Raw genomic sequence first — 11,876 nt, 5'->3', positions numbered from 1 at the left:
GAGCGAGAAGGGACCAGGAGCCGCGCCGTCGACGGCGCGCCGTCCGGCGCGCCGTCGCGTGGTGGTCTCTCCTGGTCCCTCGTCAGCCGGCCCCGCCTCGGCGGTGGGGTGTTACTTGATGTCCGCCAGCATCGGCTCGATCTCGTCGATCGCGTACGGGATGGAGAGGACGGTGTTGAAGGAGAACGCGGCACCGACGTCCGGGTCCTGGTACGGCACGAACAGGTCGCGCTTGTCCTGGTGGACCTTCAGCTTCTTGTACAGCGGCTCGGCCTTGATCCGGTCGTTCGCCTCGGTGCTGGAGGTCACCCACACCAGCCGGTCGACGTCGAGGACGTTCAGCTTCTCGGCGCTGAGGTCGGCGACGTTCGCGCCCGGCTTGGCGAGCTTGTCGATCTCGGGCTTGAGCTTGAAGCCGAGCTCGGAGAAGAAGATCGACTTGGGGTCCGTCTTGGTGAACGCCGAGTACTTGCCCGCCTCGAAGCTGTCGGCCACGGAGAGGGTCTTCTTCGCGAACTCGGGGTGCTTGTCGCGGACGGCCTTGAAGCGGGCGTCGATGCCGGAGATCAGCTTCTTGGTCTCGGCCTCCTTGCCGAGCGCCTTGCCGATCTGGCGGGTCATGACCTGCCAGGACGCGCCGTAGTCGGGCGAGCCCTTGGGCTGCGCGACGACCTTGGTGAACTTGGAGAGCGTGTCGTACTGCTCCTTCTTCATCCCCGAGTACTGGGCGATGACGAGGTCCGGCTTCAGCGCGGCGATCTTCTCCATGTTGTACTCGTCGCGCTCACCGACGATCGTGGGCTTCGTGGAGCCCCACTTGTCCTTGGCCCAGGGCCACTTGCCGTACGGCTTCTCCTTGAACCAGTCGACCGCGCCGACCGGCTTCACGCCGAGCGCGAGCACCGCGTCCTGGTCCGACAGGCCGAGGGTGACGACCTTCTTCGGCTCGGAGTCGATCGTCGTGGTGCCGTACTTGTGCTCCACCTTCACGGGGAAGGCGCCGGACTTGGCGCCGCTCTCGCCCGAGGACTTCGTCTCGGAGTTCCCGTCGCCGCCCCCACAGGCGGCCAGGGTGAGCGCGGCGACCGCTGCGACGGCCACGCGGGGGACGTTTCTGACGAGCCGCGTCAGCGCGGGGCGTGTACCAGTGGACACGGTTGTTCCTTTCACGGGGTTTTCACAGTGCGTGCCGAGGCCCGCGGCGTACGACGGCGCTGCGGCGGGGCAAGGCGTGTGGGGGGTGACTCGGGCGGAGAGCCCCTGGGGAGTAGGGCTCTAGCGCCCGGAACCGACGCCGTCGGCGACCGGCCGGGCCTCGTCCAGAGCGGACTTCAGGCCCCGGTCGATGATCGAGTCGAGGATCTCGCCGACCCGGATCGCGGTGTTGGAGAGCAGCGACGAGGTGATGCCGTGGGTGTGCTCGGTGCCGCCCTGGAGGTAGATGCCGCAGCGCAGTTCGGGATCGGTCGTGAGGCGGTAGTCGCGCTCGACCCGCACCCGGCCCCGCTCGTCGCGGTGGCAGCGGTCCCCGACCTCGCCGAGGATGCCGAGCGGCTCGGCGGGGCTGTATCCCGTGGCGAGCACGACGACGTCGGCGTCCAGTTCGCTCGCCTCGCCGGTGACCAGCGACTTGATGGTGGCGCGGACCTTGCCGTCGCCCTCCTTGACGCCGGTGAGCCGCGAGACGTTGATGAACCGCAGCCGTTCGGTGCCGAGCACCTTCTCCTGGTAGGCCTGGCGGTACAGGTCGTCGATGAGGTCGATGTCCACCACGGAGTAGTTGGTGTTGCCGTGGTAGTCCATCAGCTGCCGCTTGATGTCGTCCGGGGCGGTGAAGTACTCGTCGACCGCCTGCGGGTCGAATATGCGGTTGGCGAAGCTGCTGTCGTCGGCGGGGCTGTAGCCGTAGCGGGAGAATACGGCGCAGATCTCGGCCTTGGGGAAGCGGCGGTGGAGGTAGGCCACGTTCTCGGCGGCGCTCTGGCCGGCGCCGACCACGATGAAGCGGGTGGGGTCGGTGCCCTCCAGGCCGTCCACCTTCGCGAGCAGGTCGGAGTTGTGCCAGACGCGGTCGGTGCGCTCGACGCCCTCGGGGACGACGGGGCGAAGTCCCGTGCCGATGACGAGGTTGCGGGCGCGGTGGACCACCGTCTCCGCCCCGGAGCGGGCCGTCACGTCGACGTACTCCACCACTCCGTCGCGTACGACGGGCTCGACGGAGATGACCTCGTGGCCGTAGGAGACCATGTCGTCGACCTTCGCCGCGGCCCACTCCAGGTAGTCGTGGAACTCCACGCGCAGCGGGAAGAGGTTCTTGTGGTTGACGAAGTCGACCAGGCGGCCCTTGCTCTGCAGGTAGCGCAGGAAGGTGTACTCGCTCGACGGGTTGCGGAGCGTCACCAGGTCCTTGAGGAAGGAGACCTGCATCGTCGCGTCGTCGATGAGCATGCCGCGGTGCCAGCCGAAGCTGGGTTGGCGCTCGAAGAAGTGAGCGGTGACGGTCTCCTGCCTGCCGACCTTCGCGTTGTGCTCGCTGAGCGCAAGCGCCATGGCCACATTGGACGGCCCGAAGCCGATTCCAATGAGGTCGTGAATCAGAGGTGCGTCGCCAGGAAGAACCTGAGACATGTCACTCCCATCGTGCGGGACAGCCGCCTGTCAGGCGTGGATGAAATCAAGGGGACCGGGCACACCGAAGGCGGCGACCAGCGGAACTTAGGTAAAGCTAACCTGATCCGGCCAACCTGTCGACCCGACAAATCGGACAGAGTGCGAGTTACGGGCACTGAACTCACCACAGAAGAGCACTTGTTGCACCGTTAGGTAAGGCTTGCTTTACTAAGTGCGATTCATTTTGCTCTCCGAGGAGGAAACACATGCGGGTCGTCATGTTCGGTTACCAGACCTGGGGTCATCGGACCCTGCAAGCTCTCCTGGACTCCGAGCACGACGTCGTGATGGTGGTGACCCACCCGAAGAGCGAGCACGCGTACGAGAAGATCTGGAGCGACTCGGTCGCCGACCTCGCCGAGGAGCACGGCGTCCCGGTGGTCATCCGCAACCGCCCCGACGACGAGGAGCTGTTCGACCGCCTCAAGGAGGCCGACCCCGACATCATCGTCGCCAACAACTGGCGTACGTGGATCCCGCCGCGCATCTACACGCTGCCCCGCCACGGCACGCTGAACATCCACGACTCGCTGCTGCCGAAGTACGCCGGTTTCTCCCCGCTGATCTGGGCCCTCATCAACGGCGAGAGCGAGGTCGGCGTCACGGGCCACATGATGGACGAGGAGCTCGACGCCGGCGACATCGTGATGCAGCGCGCGGTGAAGGTCGAGCCGACGGACACGGCGACCGACCTGTTCCACAAGACGGTCGACCTCATCGCCCCGGTGACGATCGGCGCCCTGGACCTGATCGCCTCCGGGCAGACCGAGTTCACCAAGCAGGACCGGTCGCAGGCGAGCTTCTTCCACAAGCGGGCCGAGGAAGACATCCGCATCAACTGGGACTGGCCCGCCGAGGATCTGGAGCGTCTCGTCCGCGCCCAGTCCGCCCCCTACCCGAGCGCCTTCACCTTCCACAAGGGCAAGCGGCTCGAAGTCGTCTCCGCGGTCGTCTCCGAGAACCGCTACGGCGGCACCCCGGGCCGCGTCTTCTACCGCGAGGGGGACGGCGTGGTGATCGTCGCGGGCGCCGACGCCCGCACCGGCCGCAACCACGGCCTCGCCATCACCCGAGTCCGGACCGAGGACGGCCGCGAGCTGCCCGCGACGGAGTACTTCACGTCGATGGGCGGCTACCTCACCAGCCGCCCCTGACGGCCGGGCTCCGCAACCCACCGCTCAATTCCGCGTCTGTTCACAGACGTTGAACGTAAGCGTCACCTGCTGATGGTGGGGGCATGACAAATCTGTCGTGCCCCCACCGTGACGCAGGAGACCGCAGTGAAGCCGAGCAGAGCCATCCGCAGAACGTCCGTGTCCGCCACCGGCGCCCTCGCCCTGGTGATCGCCCTCGCGGGCACGGCCGTCGCCGCCCCGCCACCGGCCCTGCCCGCGAACGCCGACGCCATCGAGCAGACGTTCCAGCCCGCGTACGACTATGACGGCGACGGCTGCTACCCGACTCCCGCCATCGCCCCCGACGGCACCGTGAACGGCGGTCTCAAGCCGGGCGGCGCTCTCAACGGCCAGTGCCACGACGCGAGCGACCTCGCGAACACCAACGGCTACGCCCGCGCCAAGTGCGACAACGGCTGGTGCGCCATCCTCTACGGCCTCTACTTCGAGAAGGACCAGGCAGTCGCCGGCAGCGGACTCGGCGGTCACCGGCACGACTGGGAGCACGTGGTGGTGTGGGTCAAGGACGGCCGCGCCGAGTACGTCGCCACCTCTGCCCACGGCCGCTTCGACATCTACCCGCGCGACCGGATCCGCTGGGACGGCACCCACCCCAAGGTCGTCTCTCACAAGGACGGCATCGGCACGCACTGCTTCCGCCCCGCGAACGCGGCCGACGAGCCGCCCGAGAACCACCGCGGCGCATGGCAGTTCCCGTCCCTCGTCGGCTGGAACGGCTATCCGGCGGGCGTACGGGAGAAGTTGAGCGCCCAGGACTTCGGCAGTGCCACCTTCGGTCTGAAGGACGCGAGCTTCCCCGGTCATCTGGCCTCGGCGCTGCCCTCCGGCGTGCCCTTCGACGTCAACGCCTGACCGAAAGGCCCTCACCCGGCGGCCCGGCCCCTCCTGCGTCCTCTCCACTCCCCGAGCGCGTGGGCCCGGTGGTCGTGCTCGAAGCCCGGGCCGAGGGGGCCCACGCGCTCGTACGCCTCTTCGGTGCGCGGGTCGTCGCGCCGGGCCAGCCCCCAGGCGGCCTCAAGACGCACCAGCTGTTCGTCCTCGTTCAGCAGTGTGACGAGGGCGTCCGCGACGGCGGGCGTGTGGTCACGGGAAGCGGCCAGTGTCACCGCGGCCCCGTGGCGCACGGGGACGACCGGGCTCTTCGCCAGCAGGAGCAGCGTCCGGATCGCCGCCGGGAGAAGGTCGTCGTGCTCCGCCGCCGCGGAGCACGCACTGAGCCGCACCTCCGCGTCCGTGTCGCTCATGAGGGCGAGCACCGCGTCCCTGGCCGCCGGTGAGCGCGGGCCCGCGTCATCGGCCATGAGGAGGCAGGGCACTTCGCGGCGTACGCGCGGGTCGGGGTGGTCGGCGTGGCGGAGCCCGACGGCCTCCTGCCCGGGGTGTTCGTACTCGGCGAGCGCGGTGAGAACCTCGGCGAGCATCTCGGCGTCCGTCTCCTCGGCGGCCCAGGCGGCCAGCAGTTCGCCCTCCTTCTTCCGGTAGGAGCGGTGCCCGGAGTCCACCAGCGACCGCATCCGCACGTAGTCCGTCACGAAGCGGCGGTACGCCGGGTCCGGGTGGTGGCGGTGGGCGGCCACGGCCGACCAGGTCTCGTCGCTCCGCCGCTGGACGAGGATCCAGCGGGCCGCCGTCCAGTCGACATGGTCCTCGTCCCGCCGCCGGACGGCGCGGGCGACCAGTTCGTCGACGGGTGTCAGGACGCGGAAGGCCCATTCGAGCCAGGTGAGGATGGCGCCGTGCCCGGCCCTGACGACGCGTCCGCCGAGTGAGACCTCCTCCACCCAGTCGTACGCGCCCCCCGGGACCCGGGTCGTGGTGGCGGGGCCCGTCGCGCCGGTCCGGCGCCGCAGCTCTTCGGCCGCCCCCATCTCGTACCAGCCCCGCGCCAGGGCGAGCAGCCGCTCACGGGCAGCTTCCGGCAGCCGCTCCCGCGCGTCCGTTCCCAGCACGACGCCGAAGACCGCCGGTGAGCCGCCGTCAACGGCCCGCCACAGGGGCGTGGTGCCGTCCGGCAGCACCCGGTCGGGGTCGGCTCCGCCGTACACCAGCGCTTCGGTGACCGCCTCGTCGTACGCGGCCACCGCGACGCACAGCGCGGGCAGTCCGTCCGCACCGGCGCTGTCCGGATCCGCACCGTCGGCCAGCAGCGTCCGCACCGCGTCGGCGTCCCCCGCCCGGACCGCCGTCAAGAGCCGGCCACCGAGTCCGTCCTCGTTCACCCATCCCCCTCGACCACAAGCGCGCCGACACCCGCCGCCCATCCCCCGCCTGACGCCAACCGCCATGGAGGTACTGCGGATCGCGCGCCCAACAGTGGCACGATAAGCACCCATGGATGATCAGGAAACCGTCGAGGCCCACGCTCTCCGTGTGGTCACGGAGCTCTTTCCGCACGCTCTGGGCGCCGTCCTCGGAGGCTCCGCCGCTCAAGGTCGGGCGACCCGGGCCAGTGACCTGGACGTGGCCGTCCTCCTTCCCGACTCGGACACCAGCCGTCGGGAGGTGGTCCGTCACGACGGTCGCATAGTCGAACTGTTCCTCAACACCCTTGAGGACGTGCCGGAGTTCTTCGCGTGGGACAGGGCCCGGCGTCGCGCGACGGTCCTCTTCATCTACGCCCAGGGCCTGCCTCTGGCCGATCCGCACGGGCACATGGCCCGCATGTGCCGACTGGCCCGGGACACCCTCGCCGCCGGGCCGCCTCCGCTCACCGCGGCGGAGTGGGAACACGGGCGCTACGTCCTCACGTGCTTCCTGGACGACCTGGTCGACGCCCCGCCGGACAACCGGTACGAACAGCTCTCCCTCGCCGATCACGCCCTGCGCACGGCAGCGGACCTGGTCACCGCCCATCACGGCGCCTGGACCGGCATCGGCAAGTGGCTCCCGCGCAGGTTGCTCAGCGCGGACCCGTCCATCGGCAAAGCCTTGTTGGACGGTCACCAGGCCGTGGCGGAGCACGCCGACGCCAGGCCGTTGGCCACCGCGGTGGAGCAGGTGCTCGACCTGCTCGGCGGGCCCTTGCGGGAGGGCTACTCCCACCGCTGGCGCGCCTGACCGGTCGACGACGTCAGTGCGCTAGCGGGCCTCCCGTATCCCGAGGACGTACGTCGCCGTCACGGCCACGGCGCGGTCGTCGTCATGCGACAGATCCGCCAGCGCACGCGATGCCGTGACCCCCGGGATCTCCGCGAGCGCCTCGGTCAGCCGTCGCCTGCGGAACGGGGAGCCAGGGGTGTTGTGGGCGAGGCGGGCGATGAGCCCGGTGGCGATCTCGTCCGCCGACGCCGGATGACAGCTCGCCAGGGCGCTCAGCGCGTCGGCGGCATCGACGTCGTTCGCCTGCTCGACGACCATGTCGATGAGCGTAGGCACCGCCTCGGCCACTCCACGGGCCCCGAGCGCCAGCGCCGCGTGCCGTCGGACCACGACGTCGGAGTGGGCGAGCGCCTCCCGCAGCAGTGCGGTCGCCTCGTCGTTCGGAATCTCGGCGATGGCCTGGACGGCGCGCTCGCGGACCTCGGCCGCCGGTGAGCCGAGGCCCTTCGCCAGCAGAGGCCGTCCCTCGTCGCCCGACCGCGCCAGCGCCCATCGGAGGGCTCCGGCGACGTTCGGATCCGTCTCGCTCAGCGCCGCCTCGACCAGCGCTTCCACCGGCACCGGAACCTCTTCGACCGAGGACAGGGCGGCTCGCTGGCGCTGTTCGGGGCTCTTGGACCCCAGGGCCTGGAGGAGGGCGACGCTCTGGAGGACGTCCTCCCAGCCGTCGGGTTCCGCGGCGCCGATCCGGCGGAGCCGCGTGAGCAGTTCCGTCTCGGCCGCGATGCGTTCGCGCGTCCGGCGGATGAGGTCGTCGACGAGCCCCGAGGGCGTGAAGCCGGGGTCGTCGAGCGCGCGCCCGACTTCACGCAGGGACAGCCCCAGTGACCGCAGGCTCTCGATATGGAAGATCCGCTGGATGTCGTCGCCGGAGTACTCCCGATAGTTGGTGTCGGTACGGCCCGTCGGCCGCACCAGGCCGAGCGATTCGTAATGCCTGAGCATGCGGGCGCTGACCCCGGAGCGTCGTGCCACCTCACCGATCAGCACTGCCTATCCCCCTCCCCGGTCGGCCCCGCCGAGGGCGACGACGCGCTTCGCCTCCTCGATCGCGAACTCGAAGCCTGCGTCCGGGTCGCGCGACAGCCGTTCCGTGGCGAGCGCGTGCGCCCGTACGCGGGGGTCGGGATCCGTCGTCGCGGCGCGCACAACCGGCACGATCACGTCACCGAGCGCGACCAGCGCCCGGCTGAGGCTCAGGTGCGTCTCGCGGTCGCCGCGCCCGAGCTGTGTCGACAATACTGCGGCCAGCTCGGGCTCCTCGCCTTCGGGTACGAGCACGACCGCCGCCCGCCAGGCGCTCCGCGCCACCTCGTCGTCGGCGTCGGCCAGCAGGGCCCTGGTGATCGCCGGCCACGCCCGCCGGTCCCGGATCTTGGACAGCGTGTGCAAGGCCTGGCTCCGGGCCTGCGCGCACCCCGAACGGAGTTCGCCGACGAGCACCGGGACCGTCGCTGACGCCGGGTGGCGGGTGAGCGCCCATGTGAGCATTTCGCGGACCTGGAACTCGGGCTCGACCGCGCACCGTTCGACGAGCTTGTCGATGAACCGCGGGTCAGGACTCGTGCCGACCGCCATCGCCGCCCGCAGCCGCACGGACGGACGGCTGTCCTCCAAGCCTTGGAGCATGTCTTGAAGCCGCCCTTGGCGCGCGCGAACCTCGTCTGTGTCCGGTCTTGGCAGGGTCATCGGGACCACCTCCTTCGACGCAGTGAAGACGTTGTCACCGTGTCAAGGTCAAGCGGGGCCGCCGTCGGGCGGCCATCTGGTGCCCTCGGCCCGGATGTGCTGAGCTGCGCAGCGACGCCGCCCCGCAGTACTCGCCCCGTGCCCTCGGAGAGTGACCTTGCGCAGTCTGACCTTCGTCATCGGTACGGGCCGCAGCGGCTCCACCGCGCTGTCCCGCATCCTCAACACTCACCCCGACGTCCTCAGCCTCAACGAGTACATGGCGTCGGTCGGTGACACGGCCTTCCCCGAGGGCCGGGTGTCGGGCGCGGAGTTCTGGGACGCCCTCTTCCGGCCCACCCCGTACTTCGCGGCCATGATCCGCAGCGGCGTGCTGATGCCGGAGTTCCTCTACACACGCCGCCCGGGCCGGTACACGGCGGAGACCACCGGCATCCCCGCGCTGTCCCTCATGGTGTTGCCCCACCTCACCGACGACCCCGACGGCTTGCTCGACGAGATCCGCGCAGCGGTCCTCGACTGGCCGGGCCGGGCCGCCGCCGAGCACCACGAAGCGCTCTTCGAGCTGCTCCGCGCACGGTTCGGGCGGACCGCCGTCGTGGAGCGCTCCGGCTACTCGACGGGGTGGGCGCCGGGGCTGCGGGCCGCCTTCCCGTACGCCAAGTTCGTGCACCTCTTCCGCGACGGACCGGACTGCGCGCTGTCCATGAGCCGCCACCCCGGCTACCGCATGATCACCCTGATGCGGGAGATCAGGGAACGGACGGGCGTCGACAGCTTCGGAGACCTGACGGACGAGCACGTACGCTCCCTGCCGCCGGACCTGGCACCCCTGCTCGAAGAGCGCTTCGATCCCGCTCTCGTACGTGACCGGGCCTTTCCCCTGCGGCGGTTCGGCGCCCTGTGGTCCGAACTCGTCGCCGAGGGCACGCGCTTCCTCGACGGCCTGCCCGCCGCCCAGCGCATGACACTGGCCTACGAGGATCTCCTCGACGCCCCTCGGGAGGAACTCTCCCGTCTCGCCGCGTTCGTCGGCGTCGAGCCTTCCCCGCAGTGGCTGGACAGCGCGTGCGCCCTGCTCGACACCGGCCGCCGCGGTTCCGCCCGGAAGCAGCTGACGGCCGTCGAACTCGACGACCTGCGCAAGAGCTGCGCTCCGGGCACCCGCTCACTCGCCCATGTCTCACGTCACTAGGCCTCACACGTATGCGGATGGGGATCCGTTGCCGTCGTGCCCTGCTCGGCGACGGGGATCCGACCGCGGACGTCCTCGAAGCGGCAGGTCTTCCAGGCCGCTGGGCGGCAGCTGTGCCGGGTGTGCCCGGAGCGACGGTGAGAGGGCGGGGGTGTCGGCCGCCTTCGGCACTGCCGAGATCAGCTTCCTCCAGCTGTTCGGTCTGGGCAGCGGGCCGGCCATCCTCATCGACGCCCTCGCCGTACGCGGCATCCTCCTGCCTGCCGCGATGCGCCTGCTGGGCGGCTCGGCCTGATACGCCCCCGGCTTCCTGCGGAGGTTCCACGCGCGATTCGGCCTCAGCGAAGGAGGGCCTGGGCCCGCGGCGGCCGCGCCTGCGTACGCGAAGGGCTCGACGGAGGACTGACCTCCGGGAGCCGCCACGAGCCGCCGGGAGTCCGCGATCCGCCAACCGGGCCGGGCTTCCGGGCCGCCCGGCATGGCTGCGGGGCAGGCGGCGCCACGGGCCCGGATGCTGGTGGCCGGACAAGGCAGGAGAGATCGTGGACCAACCCAGGCCCCAAAGCGCCCCGAGCCCGTCGTCCACCGCGGCGAACCATGACGCCCCCGGCCAGGCGGGTGTCATCGGCATCGGCCTCGCCGCCGTGCTCACGGCCGCCCTCGCGCAAGGTTCCTGGCAGTGGTTCGCCACGTACATCGGCGTGACGCTTCTCGCGGTGATCTTCTCCTTCTACCGGTTGCCGAGGTGGACGCCTGGTCTCCGGTCCGCGTACCCGCGGAACCTGGCGGCGTATTCCCTGGTCGTCGGCCTGTGCGTGGCGATCGCACTGGCCCCGATGATGCAGCGCTGGCCGTGGCTGTTCCCGATGCCGGGCACCCGTGACCGGTGTCCGGCGCTGGGCACCTACGAGAGCATCCGGACGGAGGCGGCGCTGGCGGACCTGGCCGACCGCGACCGGGCCGCCTTGGCCGACGCGCAGGACATCCAGAGCCATGACGCCGTCGCCGACTGCCTGTCCGCCACCACGACCCTGTGGCTCCCGGTCTACGCGGCCGGGGCGGCCGTGTTGGTGGCGCTGGGCGCGTGGACCCTCGCCCGGCCCCGACCGAGGAAAGAGCAAACCGCGCCCGGCCAAAGCCCGCGTCACGGGGCGGAGTAGCGGAGCGGGGCGCGGGGCAGGCCGCGGGTGGACGGGACACCCGGATGTCGTCCAACGCCCTGCGCCCACGTCCACAAGCCCACTCGACCGGTCCGTTGCCGAGGGCCGCCCCGCGCACACGAGTGCGCGGGCCGGTCGTCAGTCCTTGTCGACGTGTTCCCGGACGATCTTGCGGTTGGTCGCGTCGATGTCGAACGTCGTCTTGTTCCAGTCGTCGGTCGTCACGACGTCGACGGACCACTTCGGCGCGCCCGCGTCGGAGTCCTCAAGTTCGATGGAGCTGACGGTCCCCTTGGTCTTGCCCGTGGCGGTCTCCGCGGCCTGCTGCGCGGTCACCGTGGCTTTGCGCAGGCGGTCCGCCAGTTCGCGCTTGTCGTCGGCGTCCTCGTCCTTCTTGGCCTGCGCCTTGTCGGCCTTGCCGGTGACCGCGTCGACGCGCACCGTGTGGGCGGCGCCGTCGGTCGTCGCCACCTCGGTCTCCCAAGTGGGCTTGTCGACAGGGCCCTTCAGTTCGATGGAGACCGGCTTCGACTTCGGCACCGCCGCCACCGCGGTGCGCAGCGCGTCCTCGTAGCCGACCTTGGCCTTCGGGATGAGGGCCTTCCGCTCGGACTGGTCCTCGGTGAGGTTGCCCGTCGCGGTGGCGGCCGGCGCGGAGGGCACCGGGGCGGCCTCGGCCGAGCCCGTCTTCGCGGCGCCGTCATCGCCGTCGTCGCCACAGCCCGTGAGCAGGGCAGCCGCCGCAGCCGCGGCGCAGAGCAGGCCGGTGCCTCGCGAGGCCGGCAGACGCCTCAGCCCGGAGGCAGAGCCATTCCTTTTTGTGATCATAAAGTTACTTTAAGCGATATGCCCGGCTGTCGCCTGGAG

General features: G+C 70.5%; 11 protein-coding genes and 1 pseudogene. 6 read left to right on the top strand and 6 right to left on the bottom strand.

Annotated elements, in window-relative coordinates:
- Nucleotides 1–111 precede the first annotated feature (111 nt).
- Both ACF062_RS25090 and ACF062_RS25085 read right to left on the bottom strand, forming a co-directional pair.
- A complete protein-coding gene (locus tag ACF062_RS25090) occupies nt 112–1,155 on the bottom strand; it encodes an iron-siderophore ABC transporter substrate-binding protein (protein ID WP_392141404.1) in 1,044 nt (347 codons plus the stop codon).
- A 120-nt stretch (nt 1,156–1,275) separates the two neighbouring features.
- A complete protein-coding gene (locus ACF062_RS25085; protein WP_392141402.1) occupies nt 1,276–2,628 on the bottom strand; it encodes a lysine N(6)-hydroxylase/L-ornithine N(5)-oxygenase family protein in 1,353 nt (450 codons plus the stop codon).
- A gap of 248 nt (nt 2,629–2,876) precedes the next feature.
- Here ACF062_RS25085 and ACF062_RS25080 point away from each other — a divergent pair, with 248 nt between their 5' ends.
- Together ACF062_RS25080 and ACF062_RS25075 are read left to right on the top strand one after the other, a co-directional pair.
- Nucleotides 2,877–3,824 (top strand): methionyl-tRNA formyltransferase, encoded by a 948-nt coding sequence (locus tag ACF062_RS25080; protein WP_223778509.1) that lies wholly within the window; start codon nt 2,877–2,879, stop codon nt 3,822–3,824.
- A gap of 126 nt (nt 3,825–3,950) precedes the next feature.
- The gene (locus ACF062_RS25075) at nt 3,951–4,718 is read left to right on the top strand and encodes an NPP1 family protein (protein ID WP_392141400.1); all 768 of its coding nucleotides are present in this window, start codon (nt 3,951–3,953) and stop codon (nt 4,716–4,718) included.
- A gap of 11 nt (nt 4,719–4,729) precedes the next feature.
- On the opposite strand, the gene ACF062_RS25070 is transcribed toward ACF062_RS25075, so the two are convergent.
- Nucleotides 4,730–6,085, bottom strand: coding sequence for an ankyrin repeat domain-containing protein (locus ACF062_RS25070; protein ID WP_392141398.1), 1,356 nt, complete (start codon nt 6,083–6,085; stop codon nt 4,730–4,732).
- 112 nt (nt 6,086–6,197) lie between these two features.
- Between ACF062_RS25070 and ACF062_RS25065 the strand changes: the two genes are divergently transcribed.
- Entirely contained in the window at nt 6,198–6,923 is a 726-nt protein-coding gene (locus tag ACF062_RS25065) for a nucleotidyltransferase domain-containing protein (protein WP_392141396.1), read from the top strand.
- Between the two features lie 21 nt (nt 6,924–6,944).
- Here the strand turns inward: ACF062_RS25065 and ACF062_RS25060 are convergent, their stop codons facing one another.
- Together ACF062_RS25060 and ACF062_RS25055 are read right to left on the bottom strand one after the other, a co-directional pair.
- Nucleotides 6,945–7,955 carry a HEAT repeat domain-containing protein gene (locus ACF062_RS25060; RefSeq protein ID WP_392141394.1) on the bottom strand — a complete coding sequence of 337 codons (1,011 nt, stop codon included), beginning with the start codon at nt 7,953–7,955 and terminating at the stop codon, nt 6,945–6,947.
- 3 nt (nt 7,956–7,958) lie between these two features.
- A complete protein-coding gene (locus ACF062_RS25055) occupies nt 7,959–8,654 on the bottom strand; it encodes a HEAT repeat domain-containing protein (RefSeq protein ID WP_392141392.1) in 696 nt (231 codons plus the stop codon).
- 151 nt (nt 8,655–8,805) lie between these two features.
- Here ACF062_RS25055 and ACF062_RS25050 point away from each other — a divergent pair, with 151 nt between their 5' ends.
- From ACF062_RS25050 to ACF062_RS25040, 3 genes and pseudogenes are all read left to right on the top strand, one after another.
- Complete coding sequence (locus ACF062_RS25050) at nt 8,806–9,849, top strand: sulfotransferase (RefSeq protein WP_392141390.1); 1,044 nt, start codon at nt 8,806–8,808, stop codon at nt 9,847–9,849.
- 160 nt (nt 9,850–10,009) lie between these two features.
- Nucleotides 10,010–10,255 (top strand): annotated as a pseudogene (locus ACF062_RS25045) (MMPL family transporter); the annotation flags it as partial.
- 136 nt (nt 10,256–10,391) lie between these two features.
- Nucleotides 10,392–11,009 carry a hypothetical protein gene (locus tag ACF062_RS25040; RefSeq protein ID WP_392141388.1) on the top strand — a complete coding sequence of 206 codons (618 nt, stop codon included), beginning with the start codon at nt 10,392–10,394 and terminating at the stop codon, nt 11,007–11,009.
- A 138-nt stretch (nt 11,010–11,147) separates the two neighbouring features.
- On the opposite strand, the gene ACF062_RS25035 is transcribed toward ACF062_RS25040, so the two are convergent.
- Nucleotides 11,148–11,837: a PepSY domain-containing protein gene (locus ACF062_RS25035; protein ID WP_392141386.1), complete on the bottom strand. Its 690-nt coding sequence runs from the start codon at nt 11,835–11,837 to the stop codon at nt 11,148–11,150.
- Nucleotides 11,838–11,876 lie beyond the last annotated feature (39 nt).

Source organism: Streptomyces sp. NPDC015345 (assembly GCF_043078805.1).
In the GTDB taxonomy this organism is placed as follows: Bacteria; Actinomycetota; Actinomycetes; order Streptomycetales; family Streptomycetaceae; genus Streptomyces.
Note: the sequence above shows the minus strand (reverse complement) of the source record. Positions and strands in the feature narration are given on the sequence as shown.

Excerpts from the sequence above, each read along its gene's own strand:
- ACF062_RS25035 (WP_392141386.1), bottom strand. The coding sequence starts at position 11,837 with ATGATCACAAAAAGGAATGGCTCTGCCTCCGGGCTGAGGCGTCTGCCG.
- ACF062_RS25085 (WP_392141402.1), bottom strand. The coding sequence starts at position 2,628 with ATGTCTCAGGTTCTTCCTGGCGACGCACCTCTGATTCACGACCTCATT.
- ACF062_RS25065 (WP_392141396.1), top strand. The coding sequence starts at position 6,198 with ATGGATGATCAGGAAACCGTCGAGGCCCACGCTCTCCGTGTGGTCACG.
- ACF062_RS25055 (WP_392141392.1), bottom strand. The coding sequence starts at position 8,654 with ATGACCCTGCCAAGACCGGACACAGACGAGGTTCGCGCGCGCCAAGGG.
- ACF062_RS25080 (WP_223778509.1), top strand. The coding sequence starts at position 2,877 with ATGCGGGTCGTCATGTTCGGTTACCAGACCTGGGGTCATCGGACCCTG.